Source organism: Litorisediminivivens sp. KMU-197, from assembly GCF_056858395.1.
Genome location: NZ_JBXEQG010000001.1, coordinates 556,919 through 574,328 on the forward strand (window position 1 = coordinate 556,919; position 17,410 = coordinate 574,328).

The window sequence follows — 17,410 nt, forward strand, 5'->3', positions numbered from 1 at the left end:
GTAGACAGGCATGATGCGCGGATATGTTTCGGGGGCGCTCTGGGGCGTCGTGGTGGCGGGTCTGGGGACCGGGGCGGTCTCGGTCGCGACCGGGCCGGTGATGGCTCCTCCGCCGAATGTGCCCGAAGCGGTGAGCGGGGCGCCGGGCGCACCGGGTGCGCCGCAGGCGCCCTTGCCGGACGCCTTGCCCAGTGGCACGCCGGGTGACGGGGCGTCGCCGCAGACGCCGTCGCCGGGAATCCCGGAACCCGACAGCGTAGCCGAGGCCGCGGACGGCGTGGCCGACACCGCCTCGACCGGACTGCCCGAGACCGGCGAGGCCAGCGCACTGGCGCAGGCGCCGGACGCCGCAGATGTGGACAGCGCGTCCCTGCCCAGACCGGGTGATGACCCGGCCTTGGCCGCGCCGCAGTCGGTACAGCCCAGCGTGCCGGCGGAGGACGAGCTGTCGATTTCGGTAAACCCGTCGCAACCGGCAGCCCCGGCGGTGGACGAAGCCGCACCGCAACTGACCATAGAACCCGAGGCCGACACCGTGGCCGAGACCCCCGAGGCGGAGCGTCCCATCGCCGCGGAAACCACCGATCCCGCTCGGGCCGTGGCCGAGACGACCACCGATCCGGAGGTCGCGATCGACGCGCCCGATGCGGCCCCGGTCGCCGATGACGCGGGTCCGGAAACGGCAGCCACGCCTGAGGTCAGCGCGCCGCCGGCAAGCCCCGCGGCCGAAGATGCCGCGCCACGGGTCAGTGAAAGCCCCGCCGCGCCGCCTGTCGCCGATGAGGCTCCGCAGGTTGCCGAGGCGCCGACGGCGCCCGCGCCGCCACCGCCCGCACCGGAAGAACCCGAGGTGCGCCCGCGCATCACCTTGCTCACGGACAACGGGAACACCGACACCGGACGCCCGCTGGTGGGCAAGCCTGCGCGATCTCTGATCGGGCGTGACGACGAGACCGCGGAAGTGACGGCCGAGGCCGATGATGCGACGCCCAAGGCAGGCGGGGACGGCGCGTCGCCGCTCGTCCGGTTTGCCGAAACCGTTGACCTGACGGGGGACAAGCCCCTGATGTCGATCATCCTGATCGACGACGGCAGCATGCCGCTCGGGCTCGAGGCGCTGGAAAGCTTCCCCTATCCGATCACATTCGCGGTCGATACCGCGTGGCCGGGCGCGCAAGAAGCCATGCGCGCCTATCGCGACGCCGGGTTCGAGGTGATGGCATTGGCGAATCTGCCCGAAGGTGCGCAGCCGCAGGACGCGGAGGTGACGTTGAACACGGTGCTGTCCGGGGTGCCCGAGGCGGTTGCTGTGCTGGAGGGCGACGCGGGCGGCTTGCAGGCCAACCGCCAGACCTCGGAACAGGTGGCACGCATCCTTGCCGAGACGGGCCACGGGCTGGTGCTCTATCCGCAGGGTTTGAACACCGGGCAGGCCCTTGCAGCGCGGGTCGGCGTGCCCTCGGCGGTGCTGTTCCGCGATTTCGACGGCGCCGGCCAGAGCGCGACCGTGATGCGCCGTTTCCTTGATCAGGCGGCGTTCAAAGCCGGGCAGGAGGGGGCCGTGATCATGCTGGGGCGGCTCCAGCCCGAAACGATATCGGCCCTCCTGATCTGGGGATTGCAGGATCGCGCCAGCCGCGTGGCATTCGTGCCGGTGTCGCGGGTGTTGACGGGCAACGACGGCTAGCAGCGGCGCGGCCCGGATTGGGCGCACCGGTTGGTCGATACACAGGCTATGAGGTCCCGGATCAGGTCCGGGGCGCGGATGCGCGACGCGCGGACCGCCTATGCGAAAGGCCGGTCCGGACGAAGCAGCGTCTGATCGCTTTCGGACAATTGCCCGAAACTGCGGAACCCGGCGGCCCGACCGACCGCCAGCGCAGGTCCCATGCGCCGTCCCAGATGCTCCCAGACGATGCGGGTCATGCGGTAGCTGTTTTCGCTTTCATGGGTGATGCGCGCGGTATAGCCGGTCCAGGTGTTGTTCTGCACCGACGGCACGCGATGAAGGAAGGTGAAGGAACCCGTCGTCGCCCCGCGCCGTGCCACGATCGCCGCAACGCCGCGCTCCTGCCGAAAGAAGAAACCGCCGAATTCGCGGGTGCGCGGACTTTCAGGCAGACCCACGCGGGTCATTGCCTCGCGCGCCTCGTGGCCGCGGATGAAGCAGAACTCGCCCAGCCGGTAAACGTAGACCAGCGCCTCGACGAATTTCTGCTGATCCATGAAAGACCGGCGGATGAAACGGTAGAATCCGTCGGGCAGCAGCTCCTGGCTGATTTTGGTGACGTCCGGCCCCAGAAACCCGGCCAATTCGGGGTGGTGCATCACGAAGCCCGAGGTTGTCGCTATTTGGTCGACAGGCTCCAGCAATATGCGCGCATCAACGTCAAAGAAGGTGCAGATCCGATGCAGAACATCCGGGCGAGGAAAGCTCTCGCCGCTCAGGTATCGGTTGAACTGGGTGCGATTGATGCCAAGATCGCGGCACAGGGCCGAAATCGACTGCGCGTTTCGGCACAGATGCTTGAGGTTGGCCCCGAACATGGCGCGCAATTCGGCCGGCGAGGTCGCGCTTGCGGACTTTGATGTGACAGGTTTCGACACGATTGATTCCCACAGGGTCCTTTCTCGTCGTTTCAGGAGCAACTAACGCTGACAACTTACGAAATCGGTCGGTCCGACCTGTAACTGATGCTAAATCACGTCATGCGACGCTGATTAGCTGCAAAACTGCCGGATGCTGGCACAAATTACAAGAGCACCTGTCCCGGAAGGCACATTCGCAAGGCAAAAAATTGTGCCACATTTAAGCTTACGGGACGTAGCAAAGGCGGTTATGCAATGTCACTCACACGCATGTGCGGGGTCGTTCTCTGGAGCAACCCTGACGATCAGAAAGCGGTTGTCTGGTGCGAGGATCAGGGCAATCTGGCCTATTATGTCGAACCTGAGGATAATGCGCTGTCGGGTGTCTCGCTGGACGCCGGCGACCTGATCGAATTCGAATTGCGCGAGGATCCACAATATCGCCGGGTGACAAATCCGGTGCTGCTGGTGCAGGACCACGCTTCTGATCTCGTGCGTCATCTGGGCGTTGCCACCGATCAGAAACGCTCGAACCCGGCCAACGGCTGGACCGGGAACGTGGTTCAGTTCCCGCGCGCGGCGGACTGGTCGCGGCGCAATTCGCAGGTCACCGCCTGAACGCTTCTGCTTGCCGCTCACGGCAAAAACGCAAACGCCGCCGCGTCCTCACGCGGCGGCGTTTTTTCTGTCTTGGGTCAGGTGGCGATCGTGCCCCGGACGGTTACTCCGGCCCACGGCTGATCGCGGCAACACCGGTCCGCGCCACTTCGACCAGGCCAAGCGGGCGCATTAAATCTGCGAAGGCATCGATCTTGTCCGGCGCCCCGGTGATCTGGAAGACGAAGCTCTGCAGCGTCGAATCCACGACATGCGCCCGGAAGACATCCGCCAGCCGCAGCGCCTCGACCCGGTCATCGCCGTCGCCGGTGACCTTGATCAGCGCCAGCTCGCGTTCGACCGACGGCCCCTCGACCGTCAGGTCATGAACTTCGTGGACCGGCACGATGCGCCCCAGCTGCGCCTTGATCTGCTCGATCACCTGCGGCGTACCGGTCGTGACCACGGTGATCCGCGACAGATGCCCGGTGTGGTCCACCTCGGCCACCGTCAGGCTTTCGATGTTGTAGCCCCGGCCCGAGAACAGCCCGATCACCCGCGCCAGCACGCCCGGCTCGTTGTCGACAATGACTGCGAGAGTATGACGCTCCTGCACGTCCGAGAAGTTCGGCCGCAGGTTATAGGCGGAATGCTTGGACGAGCCTTTTTTGATCTTCAGCGCTGACATGATATCTTCTTCTGTTTGACAAATACTTCGGAAACTCCGGGGGCAGAGCCCCCCGAAGCGCGCAACATCAGACCATCACGGCACCCTTGGAACCGATCGCATCCTTGGTCGACGCTTCGCCTAGCAGCATCTTGTTGTGCGGCTCGCCGCTCGGGATCATCGGGAAGCAGTTTTCGTGCTTCTCGACCAGACAGTCGAAGATCACCGGGCCGTCATAGGCCAGCATCTCCATGATCGCGTCGTCCAGATCCTTGGGATCGGACACCAGGAAGCCCTTTGCGCCGAAGGCTTCGGCCAGCTTGACGAAATCGGGCAGCGCCTCGGACCAGGAATGCGAATAGCGCTCGCCGTGCAGCAGTTCCTGCCACTGGCGCACCATCCCCAGACGTTCATTGTTCAGGATGAACTGCTTGACCGGCAGGTTGTACTGCACCGCAGTGCCCATTTCCTGCATGTTCATCAGCCAGGACGCTTCGCCTGCGACGTTGATCACCAGCGCGTCGGGATGCGCGATCTGCACCCCGATCGAGGCCGGGAAGCCATAGCCCATGGTGCCGAGGCCGCCCGACGTCATCCAGCGGTTCGGATCCTCGAAACCCAGGTATTGCGCGGCCCACATCTGGTGCTGGCCGACCTCGGTGCAGATGTAGCGGTCGTACTTCTTTGTCAGTTCTTCCAGCCGGCGCAGCGCGTGCTGCGGCTTGATCCCCGGACCGTCGTTCTTGAACGACAGGCAATCGACCGCGCGCCAGTCCTCGATCTGTGCCCACCACTTTTGCAGGCCCTCGCGGTTGACCTTGCGGCCCCGGGCTTTCCAGACCTTGAGGATATCCTCGAGCACATGACCCACATCGCCGATGATCGGTATATCGCAGCGGATCACCTTGTTGATCGACGACGGGTCGATGTCGACATGCGCCTTGCGGCTGTGCGGGCTGAAGGCATCAAGCCGCCCGGTGATCCGGTCGTCAAAGCGCGCACCGAGGTTGATCATCAGGTCGCAGCCGTGCATCGCAAGGTTGGCTTCGTAAAGACCATGCATCCCCAGCATCCCCAGCCAGTGCTTGCCCGACGCCGGATAGGCGCCCAGACCCATCAGGGTGGAGGTGATTGGAATGCCGGTGGCCTCGACCAGTTCACGCAGCAACTGGCTCGCGGCCGGACCCGAATTGATCACGCCGCCGCCGGTATAGAGCACCGGACGCTCGGCGGTCTCGATGGCCTCGACCAGTTCGGTGACGGTCTCCATGTCGCCCTTGACCCGCGGCTGATAGTGGCCGAGGTCGGCCTTGGCCGGCGGGATGTATTGCGCGCTGGCAAACTGCACGTCCTTCGGAATGTCGATCAGCACCGGGCCGGGACGGCCCTTGGTGGCGACGTGAAAGCCCTCGTGGATGGTGGACGCCAGATCCTTGGTGTCCTTCACCAGCCAGTTCATCTTGGTGCAGGGCCGGGTGATGCCCACGGTATCGGCCTCCTGAAAGGCGTCCGAGCCGATCATGAAGGTCGGGACCTGACCGGTCAGAACCACCAGCGGGATCGAATCCATCAGCGCGTCGGTCAGGCCGGTGACCGCATTGGTGGCGCCGGGGCCTGACGTCACCAGAACGACGCCCGGCTTGCCGGTCGACCGCGCATAGCCCTCGGCGGCGTGCACCGCGCCCTGTTCGTGACGGACGAGGATGTGGCGGATCTCGTTTTGCTGGAATACCTCGTCATAGATCGGTAGCACCGCGCCGCCCGGATAGCCGAACACCGTGTCCACACCCTGATCCTTCAGGGCCTGAACCACCATCTTTGCTCCGGTCATCTGACGTGTCATCGTGTTGCTCCGTTCATGACGTCATCTTTTACTGCGCGCACAAAAAAACCCCCGAAACCTTCGGGGGCGCATGGGGTACCGTTATGGTGTCCGTTACCGGCCCATGCGCCACTTGCCTACCACTACGACTAGTTCGGTCACGTTGGAGTCCCTTCCGCGTGCGTGGGCGCGACACTAGGTGAGGGGGGCAGGGGCGTCAACACCGGATCAACGGGTTTTCTTTGCAAAAGTTGCGGCATCAGAGCGCGGTGAGAAACTTTTCGCGCCGAGAGATGTGTGTCGCCTGTGGCATGTCATGTTTCGCCGCGCCTGCGCGCGTCGACGGGGTGGGGGGCTTCGCCCCCCGGCCTGCGGCCTCCCCCCAGGATACTTACGGCCAGAAGAAGCGGTGGGCCTCCTCAGAGATCGACGCCGGTGCCCTGCAACACGCCGTGTTCCAGCGCATAGCGGGTGAGGCCCGCGGTCGAGGAGATGCCCAGCTTGCGCTTGATGTTCTTGCGGTGGGTCTCGACCGTGCGGACCGAGATGTCCAGCGCCAGCGCCACGGCCTTGTTCGACTTGCCCTGCGCAAGTTGCAGCAGGATCGTCTGCTCGCGATTGGTCAGTTGTTCCCGGTCCGGCGCCGGCTCAAGCGAGCCTTTCGCGCCGGTGCACAGGTAGCGCTCGCCGGCCATGACCTTGTCGATGGCGACCTTGATCTCTTCGGTGGGCACATCCTTGAGCACATAGCCCATGGCGCCGTGGCCCAGCGCGGTCGAGATATATTCGGGACTGTCATGCATCGACAGGATCAGGATGCGGGTGCCGGGGCGCTGCTCCAGCAGCATCTCAGTCGCGGTCAGCCCGCCGACGCCGGGCATGTTCAGATCGAGCAGGATGACATCCGGGTCCAACTCCGGCGCGCGCTCGACGATCTCGCGGCCATTGGACAGGGTCGCCACCACCTCGATGTCGTCATAGCTTTCGAGGATCGCCTCGATCCCTTCGGCCACCATCGGATGGTCGTCGACGATCACGACTCGTGTGCGACAGCTCATGCGCTTGCCTTTCCTTCTTCGTCCGGGGGCCCGGGGCTGTGCACCTCCGGCGTCAGCATGTGGGTCAATGGCACCTCGACCTCGATCACCGTGCCCGAGCCGCGCGCCGACATGATGCGCAGCGTCCCGCCCAGCTGTTCCACGCGCTCGGCCATGTTGCGCAGGCCCAGCCCGCCGCCGCTGCGCTTGGGGGTGAACCCGACACCGTTGTCCGACACCCGTAGCGTCGCGCCGCGCTTGTGCCCGCGGGCGTCGACCTCCAGCCGGGTGGCGCCCGAATGCCGCTCGACGTTGGTCAGCGCCTCCTGCGCGATGCGGTAGAGCGCGATCTTGGCGCTGGTGTCGAGCCGGTTGCGGAACGGCACGGTCTCGAACCGCGCGTCGATGCCGGTGCGCTGGCTGAAATCCTCCACCAGCATCCGAAGCGCCGGGCCGAGGCCCAGATCGTCCAGCACCCCGGGGCGCAGGTCTCGGGAAATCCGCCGCACCTCCTGAATGGCGCCGGCCAGCGTGTCGATGCCCTTTTCCAGCGTCTCCGAGGCCCGCGCATCGCCCTTGTCCATGCGCCGCTTGGTGATGTCGAGCGCATAGCGGATCGCCACGAGGATCTGGCTGATGCCGTCGTGCAATTCGCGCGCGATGCGGCCGCGCTCTTCCTCCTGCGCATCCAGCACCCGCTGGGTCAGCGCCTTCAGCTTGGCGTCGGCCAGCCGCCGTTCGCGGATGTTGAGCACGATGCCCGACAGGTAGACCGCCAACAGCGCCGCAAGCGTGATCGCGCCGATATAGAGAAAGGTCTCGCGGATGCGGGCCTCCACCTCGGCGCGGGCCGCCGCTACCGTCTCCAGCACGTCGTCGATGAAGACGCCGGTGCCCACCACCCAGCGCCAGTCCTGAAGTCCTATGGAATAGGTCACCATTCGCGCGGTCTCTCGTGTCGAGGGCTTGGGCCAGTCGAAGGTGTGATAGCCGCCGCCAGAGCGCGCAATGCGGATCAGCTCGTCGGTGATTGGGGTGCCGTTCAGATCCTCCAGCCCCGACCAGTCCTTGCCGATCAGGTAGGTCTGGCGCGGCGCGACGAGGTTCCTGCCGTCGTAGTCGTAGACATAGAAGTAGCCGTCCTGCCCATAGAGCATCGACGCGAGAATCCGGGTCACCTCAAGCTTGGCCTCATCGTCATCCGGCGCAGCGCGGCCGTAGATGTTGACGAAGGCGGTCCGGGCGATGGAGATGTAGTTCTTCAGTTCGTCCTTCTTGGCCTCGATCAACTGACGTTCCAGCGAAGCGATCTCGCGGTCGGCAAGCTGCCGCGACTGGGCGGCCACCAGAAAGGCAATCGCCGCGGCCGCGACGACAAGCGGCACGGTGGCGATGAAGAACAGCTTCTGCCCGTAACTCAGCCGCAGCGGATCGATGAGACGCATCATGGCGCGGTCGATACGCCGAATCATGGGGGTTTGCCTAGTCAGAGCCGGCCAAATCCGCTGGCTGCAGAGCTGTTAGCGCCCGAACCGAAGCAGATATTGGGGTGTCCTACGTGTTTGTTGGTATTCCCCTCCGCCAGCGCTTTGGCTAGGGTCCGCTCACCATCAACGATCCGCCCGCTCCCTGTCACAAGACCAAGGGGCAGGACGCGGGCACAAATAATATGGGGAGGACCTAAATGGATCGTCGTTCTTTTCTGAGAACTTCCGCTTTGGGCGGCTCGGCCGCTGCGGCAACTTCGCTGGCGGCGCCGGCCTATGCGCAGGGCAAACGCACGCTGACCATGGTGACCACCTGGGGCCGTGGCCTTGCAGGTGTGCATGACGCGGCCCAGCGCTGCGCCGACCGCATCACCGCCATGACCGACGGCGACCTGACCGTCGACCTGAAAGCCGCGGGCGAGCTCGTCGGCGCGTTCGAGGTGTTTGACGCCGTGACCTCCGGTCAGGCCGACATGTACCACGGTGCCGACTACTACTTCACCGGCCAGCACCCGGGCTACCAGTTCTTCACCGCCGTGCCCTTCGGCATGACCTCGCTTGAGCAGGCCAACTGGTACTACCAGGACGGCGGCAAGGAGCTTCACGACGAGCTGGGCGAAATCTTCGGCCTGAAAAGCTTCCTCGGCGGCGACACCGGCGCACAGGCAGGTGGCTGGTTCTCCAAGGAAATTTCCAGCCCCGAAGACTTCCAGGGCCTCAAGTTCCGTATGCCCGGCATGGGTGGCCAGGCGCTCGGCAAGCTGGGCGCATCGGTGCAGAACCTGCCCGGTGCCGAGGTGTACCAGGCGCTGGCGTCCGGTGCGATCGACGGCACCGAATGGATCGGTCCCTGGGCCGACGAAAAGGCCGGCTTCCAGGAGATCACCAAGATCTACTACACCGCCGGCTTCCACGAACCGGCAGCGACCCTGTCGCTGGCCACCAACCGCGACGTTTTTGACAGCCTGTCCACCGGACACCAGGCGATCATCGAGAACGCCGCAGCCGAGGCGCACCTGTGGAACCTCACCCAGTTCCTGTCGAACAACGGTGCGGCACTGCAGCGTCTGCAGGCTTCAGGCGTCAAGGTTCTGGAATTCCCCGACAGCGTCTGGGAAGCCTTCGGCACCGCTGCCAAGGAAACTCTCGACGAGTACATGGATGACGAGCTCTATGCCCGTATCCGCAACAGCGCGGACGAATCGATGAAGTCGTCGGCCGGCTGGATCAACAAGTCGATCAACGCCTTCGCCGCGCAGCGTGACCGCGTGTTGGGCTGATCCTTCGGGATAGCATAAAGTAAAGGGGTCCCCGGCAGCATCTGCCGGGGGCCTTTGCGCACGGATGGACCAACATCCGGCAGACGAACAACAGGGATTAGGGGGCGACAATGCTGGACGGTCTGATCTGGGTGATCCAGAATATCGGACTGGCGTTCTACAACCTCGTGGCAGCGGTGGTGCAGCCGGGTTTGTGGTTGAGCTGGATGGGCGGGCTGGAAACGCCTGAGGACAAGCAGGCGCTGATGCGCTTCATCTACTACGGTGGATCGGTCGAGTTCTTCTTTGTCGTCTTCACGTTCTTCCTCGTGATCACCGCCATCGGCCTCTGGAGCAACCGCTTCCTGTGGTGGGTGGTGCGCGTCCTCGAGGGCTTTGCCAACGGTATCGGGCGCTTCTTTGCATGGGCCGGGTTGCTGATGGTCCTGCAACAGATCGTCATCGTTTTCATGCAGCGAATCTTCGCGGCGTCAGAGATCTCGATCGGCTTCGGCACGATGTTGGCCCGCGACGTCAGCTGGTGGGGCGAGGAGCTGAAGCTCTACAACGCGATGATCGTCGCGCTCTGCGCCACATACACCTTCGTGCAGGGCGGACATGTGCGCGTCGACCTTGTCTATTCGGCGGTCTCGTTTCACACCAAGCGGATCATCGACATGGTCGGCTCCATGATCTTCATGATCCCCGCCGCGGTGCTGACCTGGATGTACGGCTGGTTCTTCCTCTGGCGCCACCTCGTGGTTCCCAACCCCTCGGCCTCGGACACGCTGGACCGGCTGATTACCAAGTCCCGCGCGCTGCGCTGGAACGTCGAGACCATCGGGTTCTCGCCCAACGGGTTCGACGCCTACTTCCTGTTCAAGATCCTGCTGATCTCTTATGCCGGGCTGGTCTTCATCCACGCCTGGGCCTTCTTCTACCGCTCCTACCTGGAGTTTGTCGAAGGCGAAGAGAGCGAGCACAAATACCTCGACCGTGACAACCTCGGCAGCGAAGAAGCCGAGCTTGTGCACGCGATCGAAGAAAAACACTAAGGGGCAGGGCACATGCTATTCGGACTCGATGGCGTCGAAATCGGCCTGATCATCGTCTTTTTGTGCCTCTTCGGGGGCATCCTTTCCGGCTTTCCGGTGGCTTTCGCCATTGGCGGCGCCGGGGTCATCTCCTTCGGGATCATTGCCGCGCTGGACAGCGCCGGGCTGCTGATCCACCAGGCGATCGACACCTCGTCGGCGGGCTATGCCGAACTCGTGCGGGAAGGCGTGAGGCCCGAAGCGATCACCAAGTTCCGCTTCCCGGAGTTACCAAGGTTCAGCGAACCGGTGTTCCCGGCGGGCTGGGAAACCGCGCTGGACCGCAACGTGTCCTTCGTCGTCAACCGCATGAACGAACGCGTGCTGGCCGGCCAGTCCATCGAGACGCTGCTGGCGGTGCTGATGTTCGTGCTGATGGGCATCACGCTGGAGCGCTCGCGCATCGCCAACGACCTGCTGACCACCATGGCGCGGGTCTTCGGCCCCTTGCCCGGCGGTCTGGCTGTGTCGGTCGTCGTGGTGGGGGCCTTCCTCGCGGCATCGACCGGCATCGTCGGCGCGACCGTGGTGACCATGGGCCTGCTGTCGCTGCCCACCATGCTGCGGGCGGGGTATTCGCCGCAACTGGCGACGGGCGTGATCGCTGCCTCGGGTACGCTGGGCCAGATCATTCCGCCCTCGATCGTGATCGTCCTTCTGGGCACGCTGGCGGGCGACCTCTATTCCGCCGCGCAAGAAGAACGCGCCAACCTTGCAGGATGCACCGACGCGCTGACCTACCTGGGCGAACCGGCGGTGGTCTCGGTGGGGACGTTGTTTCAGGCCGCGCTGCTGCCGGGGATAATGCTGGCGTTTCTCTACGGGCTCTACGCCTTTGGCTTCGCCATGTTCAATCCGTCCAAGGCGCCTGCGGTAGAGCTCGATGACGGCACCGGAGAACCGGTGACGCGCAACGAGGCGCTGACGTGGTTCCTCTTCGTGCCTGTCGGCCTGATAGTCGGGATGATCGCTCTGGGGCAGGTCAATGTGATCGGCTCTCAGAACGTCACAGTCGACAGCTTCTCGGACGCCGGCCAGACCGCGAGCCTGCGTACAAACGTCGGAGCCGACTGCCAGGAAGCGATGATCGAGCTGCACGGGCAAGAGGCCTGGGACGACGCCATCGCCCAGCAACAGGCCATCGACGAAGCCGGCGGCGTGGCCGCGGCCCGCGCGCTTTCCGATGAGGAACGCGCTGAGGCCCGGCAGACCAAGATCGCCAATGCCGCCCCCATCGGTACCGGCATCGCAGTGGGCTTCCTGCTGCTCGCGCTGGTGCTGACCACGGCACGGGGCGTTTCGCCCACCGCCGAGCCACTGCCGCTGATCATAGGCGGCGCGGGGGTACTTCTCGCGCTGGCGGCGGATGTGCTGCTGATCGGGCCGGTGACCTCTTCGGGGGTGAGCTTCCTGATCCTGCTGATCCCGCTTCTGATGACGCTTTATGGCGTCCGCTATGCGGCGGGCATCCTGTCGCAGAACGAGCTCTTGCGGGTGGTCTTCCCACCGCTGATCCTGATCGTCGCCGTGCTCGGCTCGATCCTTGGCGGCATTACCAACCCGACGCCCGCCGCGGCGCTCGGGGCAGGTGGCGCGATCATGCTGGCGGCCTATCGCAAGCTGGCGGATGACCACCGCTCGGGCCGGATCATCATCTGGACCACCTTCGCGGTTATCATCATGATCCTCGTGGGCGTGAACTTCGACTTGCGGGTCGGGCTAGCCAACGTGACGGTGGAAAGCTGGATTGCCTTCTTCGTGGCTCAGGCGGCCTATCTGTTCGCCATCTTCGGGCTGTTCTACGCGCTCTGGGTGCTGTTCGCCGGCGGCATCCTGACGCCGGTTGTGCGGGAGACCGCCAAGGTCACCTCGATGGTCTTTACCATCCTGATCGGGTCGCAGCTTCTGAACCTCGTGGTTATCTCCTTCGGTGGCGAACACTACATCCAGAGCTTCCTTCAGAGCTTCGATAACGAGTTCAAGGTCTTCCTGATCGTGATGCTGGTGCTCTTCGTGCTGGGTTTCGTGCTCGATTTCCTCGAGATCATCTACATCGTGATCCCGATCGTCGGGCCGGTGATCTACGGCGGCACCTTCGATCCCAAGTGGGTGACGATCATGATCGCGGTGAACCTGCAGACCTCCTTCCTGACACCTCCCTTCGGGTTCGCGCTGTTCTATCTGCGCGGGGTGGCACCGAAGGAAGTGACCACCGGGCACATCTACCAGGGTGTATTGCCCTTCGTGCTGATCCAGGTGGTGGGGCTGGCGATCCTGTGGTCCTTCCCCTCGATCGTGACCATCGTGCCGGACCTGATCCCGAACTGACCGGGGTGACACTGCTGCAAGAGGGCCGGGCGGAAGCGTCCGGCCCTTTTCGTTGCGGCCCAAGGTCCCTTGGATTGGCGGGCGCCCGTTCAACAGGCGATCCGAAGTCCTAAATCGAGTGCCAGGCGGCGGCAATCAGCGCAAGGATGCTCTTTTCACCGCAAGTACGGAACTCCCAGCCAAACCCCGCATTGACTCACCGACGACGAACTTACGGGACACCGCCTGCACACATGCGCCCCTGCATCATCCTCAACCCCAAGTCGGGCCGCGGAGACAGCCGCAGCGCGGCCTTCGATGACGCGGTTCGGGCCCATCCCGAACTGACGGTCTACGAGGTGCCCGCACCGAAAAGGCTGCGCGACACCGTGAAACGCGCCGTGGCCGATGGCTGCGATCCGATCATCGCCGCCGGCGGCGACGGCACCATCGGCGCCGTCGCCGAGGCTCTGGTCGGCACCGGCACCCGGCTGGGCATCGTGCCGATGGGCACCTTCAATTACTTCGCCCGCAGCCTGGGCCTGCCGGAAAGCCCCCGCGAGGCGCTCGAAGTGGCGCTGCGCGGCAGCGACCGGACCATCGCGGTGGGTGAGGTCAACGGCAAGGTGTTCCTCAACAACGCCAGCCTCGGTGCCTATGCCTCGGTGTTGAAGGTACGCGAGGACGTCTATCGCAACTGGGGGCGGTCGCGCTTCGCCGCCTACTGGTCGGTGATCCTCGCCATGGCCACGATCTACCGCACGCTCAAGATGAAGATCACCGTCGACGGCAAGGCGCATCACCTGCGCTCGCCCATGGCGTTCTGCGCCATTCGCGCCTATCAACTGGAGGAGTTCGATCTGGATGGCGCGGGCGAGGTGGGGCAGGGCAAGCTGGCGCTCTTCGTCGCCAGTGACGTGGGCCGTCTGATGCTGCTATGGCGGGCCGTCCGCATCTTCTTCCGCGGCGGACGGTCCGGCACCGACTACATCCTGCTCACCGGCGAGGAGATCGTTATCGAGACCAAGCGATCGAACCGCCTTGTTGCCCACGACGGAGAGAAACAGCGCATGCCCGGACCCTACCGCTTTCGCGTTCTCAAGGAAGGCCTGACCGTGCGTGTCCCCTCTGAGGCCGCCGAGGGCGCGGCCTGATGCGGTTGGCGCTGTTGTCTGACCTGCACTTCGGTCGCGCGGACCCGGACCTTGTGCCGCCGCTGCTCGACGCGCTGCGCGCGGCAGACCCCGACCGCATCATCATTGCCGGCGATTTCGTGCAGCGCGCCCGCGACAGCCAGTTCCGCATGGCCCGCGATTTCGTCGACCGTCTGCCGGCACCCTGGATGGCGGTGCCCGGCAACCACGACATCCCGCTGTTCAACATCGTCGCCCGCATGGCCTGGCCCCGCGCGGCTTATCGCCGCTGGATTGCCCGCGACACTGAGCCGTTGTTTGAAACCGATACCTGCATCGTCGCCGGCATCGACACGACCCACCGCACCAGCCGCCAGCGCGGCAACGTGGACCGGGCGCAGATCGATCGCATCGCCGGCGTGATCCGCGACAACCACGCCCGCCGTATCGTGCTGATTGTCACGCATCACCCGTTCCACCAGGGCGAGGACATTGCCAAGAAGCTGATGCTGGGCGCGCCCGAGGCGCTTCAGACCTGGGCCGACGCCGGCCCGCACGTGATCCTGACGGGGCACCTGCACCGCTGGCTGGTCGAGCCCTTCATCACCCAGAAGAACCGCTCGGCCACGCTGCAAATCCACTGTGGCACCGGGCTGTCGACCCGTCTGCGCGGCGAGCCCAACGAATTCGCCCTGCTAGACGTCGGTCCGCAGGAATTGGGCATCCGCCGTCTCGTGGCGGATACGGCCGCGGCGGGCTTCGCGGAAACGGCGACCTGGTGTTACAAGGTGGCTCCAAACGGATGGATCCGCGAAGAACGACAGGACTGACGGGACGCGGCGCTCGTTATCGTGCCCGCGGTCCCAGATCCGGCAGCGAGATATTGGCCACCTGCTCGGCGATCGGATCGGTCGACAGCGGGTGCTTGTCCGCCGAATAGGCCTGCGGGTCGCGCATCTTCTGCCAAGCGCCGCCGGTATAGACCTCGAGCCCCTCGAACCGCGCCTTGTAGCCCATCTTGGGACTGCCCGGCACCCAGTAGCCGAGGTAGACGTAAGGCAGCCCGGCCTCGCGCGCGATCTCGATATGATCGAGGATCATGTAGGTGCCAAGGCTCTGCTTGGGCAGGTCGGGCTTGTAGAACGAATAAACCATGCTCAGCCCGTCATCGAGCACGTCGGTCAGGCAGACCGCCGTCAGATCGTCGTCGCCGTCGCGGTCGGTGTACTCCACCACCCGCGAACGGATCGGGGTTTCCTCGACCATGGCGGCAAATTCGAAGACATCCATATCGGCCATGCCGCCGGTGGCGTGACGGTGCTCAAGGTATTCGCGGAACAGGTCGAATTGCTCGTCGGTGGCCCAGGGCGAGGTCGCCCGCCGTTCGAGGTGGGCATTGCGCTTCACGGTCCGTTTCTGGCTCTTCGACGGGGTGAAATCGTCCACCGCGATCCGCGCCGACATGCAGGCTGCGCATTCGGTGCAGGACGGCCGGTACAGCACATTCTGGGATCGCCGAAACCCTTGTTTCGACAGGGAATCGTTCAGCCTCTCGGCCGAGTCGCCCTGCAATGCGGTGAACAGCTTGCGCTCCATCCGACCGTCAAGATACGGACAGGGCTGGGGGGCCGTCACATAGAACTGCGGCGCAAGAGGTAGGGTGTGGCGCATCAAGTCATCCCTTGGTTCGTGCAAAGATAGCAACGAAAACCGCCGCCGCCAAGCGTCGGGCTTGGGCGGCGGCGGCCATTTGCACGTGACGGGGCGAAAGCTCAGGCGCGGCGGTTCAGCATCACGGTGCCGAGGAACATGTCGGTCAGCCCCTGACCGCGTTCGGAGGTCAGCATCAACACCATCGATCCAAGCTGGACCAGCGCCATGATGCAACTGATGTAATAGCCAGTGGTGTGCAGGAAGGCGGCCCCGAAATCCAGTCTGTCACCCTGAGCGCTGCGCAGCTCGACCGACATCACCCGCATCCCCAGCGTTGCCGACCCGCCCGAGATCGTCAGCACCCGGTAGACGAAGCCGATCGCGGCATAAAGCACTGGCAGGAAGAACAACCCGATGAAGGCGGTGAAGGGCAGGGCAATGAGTGTCAGCAGCAGGATCAGCGCCACGTCGATCACCCAGGCCATCAGGCGCTTGGGGGGAATGTCGGAATAGAACTCGGGCTGATACTGCGGATCGGGCAGGGCGGCGGTATGCATCGTGGTCTCCGTTGAAAAGGACGGCCCGCAATTGGGCCGCCCGGTCGTTTGCTATTTCTATCAGGCGTCTTGCCGACGCGTGTCTTCGTCGCGGTCGTCGCGGTTACGCGCGGCTTCGCGGGCACGCTCGTCCATGAACTGGTCGAACTCGGCCTTGTCCTTGGCGGCGCGCAGTCGATCGAGGAAGGATTCGAAGCTGTCCTGCTCCTCCTTGAGCCGGCGCAGGGTCTCCTCCTTGTAGGCGTCGAAGGCCATGTTGCCAGACGGCTTCATCGCCGCCCAGCGGGCGGAATGACGACCCGAACGAGAGGATTTGCTGCATTTGCCGAACATGCGTTTGCTCCAGATCATGTATGCCAGAAGGGCGAGGCCGACGGGCCAGAAGAAGATGAAACCCAGGACGACCGCGGCAATCCAGGCACCTTTGCCCTTGCTGTCGAGCCAGGCCTCGCTGCGCGAAAACCAGCCCTGTGTGGACCCGGTCGTATGGACTTCAGTTGCGACGGTTGTCATCGAGGTTCTCCGTGGTTGGGTTCAATGTGAATGCTGTTCACATCACAAGAGATGGAAACCCGACCGCAGTTTCACAAGGGCTAATGTGAACGATTTTTACATTTTTCTGCGTTACCGAATGAAATCAGCGACTTGTGCACCGGTCAGCGCAGCCAATTTCGCGGAATTCAGCGCGAAGACATGACGCGGCGTGCCGCCCGCGGCCCATACGTCGACGAATTCCAGCAACCGTGGGTCGAGAAATGCCCGGATCGGGTTCAGGTGCCCCACCGGTGCCACGCCGCCGATGGCAAACCCCGTCTGCGCCCGGATCAGCGCCGCATCCGCCTTGCCCAGCGGCTCGCCCGCCACTGCGCTGGCCTTGCCGTCATCGACGGTATTGCCGCCGGCGGTCAGAAACAGGATCGCTTCGCCGCTCACCGCACCGCGAAAGATCATCGACTTGGCGATCTGGTCGAGGTGACACCCGACCGCGTCCGCCGCCTCTTGCGCGGTCCTTGCCTGACCCACCTCGCGCATCTCGGCGGCGATCCCGGCCTCTTCCAGCGCCCGCATCACCCGTTTCAGCGACTTGCTCATCATACACTCCCTGCAAACCCCGGCAAGAAACGCCCGGCGCGGGGCAAGGTCAACACCCGCTCCGAGGCTTGGCTTGCCAAACAGCCCACGGTGACGGGCAGAGCCCGCAAACCCCG

General features: G+C 64.4%; 16 protein-coding genes. 7 read left to right on the forward strand and 9 right to left on the reverse strand.

Annotated elements, in window-relative coordinates:
• Positions 1-10 precede the first annotated feature (10 nt).
• The gene (locus tag AC04PT_RS02710) at positions 11-1,687 is read left to right on the forward strand and encodes a divergent polysaccharide deacetylase family protein (RefSeq protein ID WP_482871951.1); all 1,677 of its coding nucleotides are present in this window, start codon (positions 11-13) and stop codon (positions 1,685-1,687) included.
• 98 nt (positions 1,688-1,785) lie between these two features.
• Here AC04PT_RS02710 and AC04PT_RS02715 read toward each other — a convergent pair whose 3' ends face one another.
• Positions 1,786-2,607 (reverse strand): helix-turn-helix domain-containing protein, encoded by an 822-nt coding sequence (locus AC04PT_RS02715; RefSeq protein ID WP_482871952.1) that lies wholly within the window; start codon positions 2,605-2,607, stop codon positions 1,786-1,788.
• Between the two features lie 237 nt (positions 2,608-2,844).
• Between AC04PT_RS02715 and AC04PT_RS02720 the strand changes: the two genes are divergently transcribed.
• Entirely contained in the window at positions 2,845-3,207 is a 363-nt protein-coding gene (locus AC04PT_RS02720) for a hypothetical protein (protein WP_482871953.1), read from the forward strand.
• Between the two features lie 103 nt (positions 3,208-3,310).
• Here AC04PT_RS02720 and ilvN read toward each other — a convergent pair whose 3' ends face one another.
• The 4 genes from ilvN to AC04PT_RS02740 form a co-directional block, all read right to left on the reverse strand.
• The gene (ilvN, locus tag AC04PT_RS02725) at positions 3,311-3,874 is read right to left on the reverse strand and encodes an acetolactate synthase small subunit (protein WP_482871954.1); all 564 of its coding nucleotides are present in this window, start codon (positions 3,872-3,874) and stop codon (positions 3,311-3,313) included.
• 67 nt (positions 3,875-3,941) lie between these two features.
• Positions 3,942-5,696 carry an acetolactate synthase 3 large subunit gene (locus AC04PT_RS02730; RefSeq protein WP_482871956.1) on the reverse strand — a complete coding sequence of 585 codons (1,755 nt, stop codon included), beginning with the start codon at positions 5,694-5,696 and terminating at the stop codon, positions 3,942-3,944.
• A gap of 398 nt (positions 5,697-6,094) precedes the next feature.
• The gene (locus AC04PT_RS02735; protein ID WP_482871957.1) at positions 6,095-6,733 is read right to left on the reverse strand and encodes a response regulator transcription factor; all 639 of its coding nucleotides are present in this window, start codon (positions 6,731-6,733) and stop codon (positions 6,095-6,097) included.
• Entirely contained in the window at positions 6,730-8,160 is a 1,431-nt protein-coding gene (locus AC04PT_RS02740) for a cache domain-containing protein (RefSeq protein WP_482872436.1), read from the reverse strand. Before AC04PT_RS02740 ends, AC04PT_RS02735 begins: the two co-directional genes overlap by 4 nt.
• Positions 8,161-8,396: 236 nt before the next feature.
• Between AC04PT_RS02740 and AC04PT_RS02745 the strand changes: the two genes are divergently transcribed.
• The 5 genes from AC04PT_RS02745 (at position 8,397) to AC04PT_RS02765 (ending at position 14,822) form a co-directional block, all read left to right on the forward strand.
• Positions 8,397-9,479, forward strand: a complete 1,083-nt coding sequence (locus tag AC04PT_RS02745; protein ID WP_482871958.1) for a TRAP transporter substrate-binding protein — start codon at positions 8,397-8,399, stop codon at positions 9,477-9,479.
• A 110-nt stretch (positions 9,480-9,589) separates the two neighbouring features.
• Positions 9,590-10,513, forward strand: a complete 924-nt coding sequence (locus AC04PT_RS02750; RefSeq protein ID WP_482871959.1) for a TRAP transporter small permease subunit — start codon at positions 9,590-9,592, stop codon at positions 10,511-10,513.
• 12 nt (positions 10,514-10,525) lie between these two features.
• Positions 10,526-12,880 carry a TRAP transporter large permease gene (locus tag AC04PT_RS02755; RefSeq protein ID WP_482871960.1) on the forward strand — a complete coding sequence of 785 codons (2,355 nt, stop codon included), beginning with the start codon at positions 10,526-10,528 and terminating at the stop codon, positions 12,878-12,880.
• 233 nt (positions 12,881-13,113) lie between these two features.
• Positions 13,114-14,013 (forward strand): diacylglycerol/lipid kinase family protein, encoded by a 900-nt coding sequence (locus AC04PT_RS02760; RefSeq protein ID WP_482871961.1) that lies wholly within the window; start codon positions 13,114-13,116, stop codon positions 14,011-14,013.
• Positions 14,013-14,822, forward strand: coding sequence for a metallophosphoesterase family protein (locus AC04PT_RS02765; RefSeq protein WP_482871962.1), 810 nt, complete (start codon positions 14,013-14,015; stop codon positions 14,820-14,822). Before AC04PT_RS02760 ends, AC04PT_RS02765 begins: the two co-directional genes overlap by 1 nt.
• Before the next feature lie 16 nt (positions 14,823-14,838).
• On the opposite strand, the gene AC04PT_RS02770 is transcribed toward AC04PT_RS02765, so the two are convergent.
• The 4 genes from AC04PT_RS02770 to AC04PT_RS02785 all read right to left on the reverse strand — a co-directional run bounded on the left by AC04PT_RS02770 (position 14,839) and on the right by AC04PT_RS02785 (position 17,294).
• On the reverse strand, positions 14,839-15,663 hold the full coding sequence (locus AC04PT_RS02770; protein ID WP_482871963.1) for an arginyltransferase: 825 nt from the start codon (positions 15,661-15,663) through the stop codon (positions 14,839-14,841).
• A gap of 101 nt (positions 15,664-15,764) precedes the next feature.
• The gene (locus AC04PT_RS02775; protein WP_482871964.1) at positions 15,765-16,202 is read right to left on the reverse strand and encodes an RDD family protein; all 438 of its coding nucleotides are present in this window, start codon (positions 16,200-16,202) and stop codon (positions 15,765-15,767) included.
• 60 nt (positions 16,203-16,262) lie between these two features.
• On the reverse strand, positions 16,263-16,715 hold the full coding sequence (locus AC04PT_RS02780) for a DUF2852 domain-containing protein (protein ID WP_482871965.1): 453 nt from the start codon (positions 16,713-16,715) through the stop codon (positions 16,263-16,265).
• Between the two features lie 111 nt (positions 16,716-16,826).
• Positions 16,827-17,294, reverse strand: coding sequence for a YbaK/EbsC family protein (locus tag AC04PT_RS02785; RefSeq protein ID WP_482871966.1), 468 nt, complete (start codon positions 17,292-17,294; stop codon positions 16,827-16,829).
• Between the last annotated feature and the right edge of the window lie 116 nt (positions 17,295-17,410).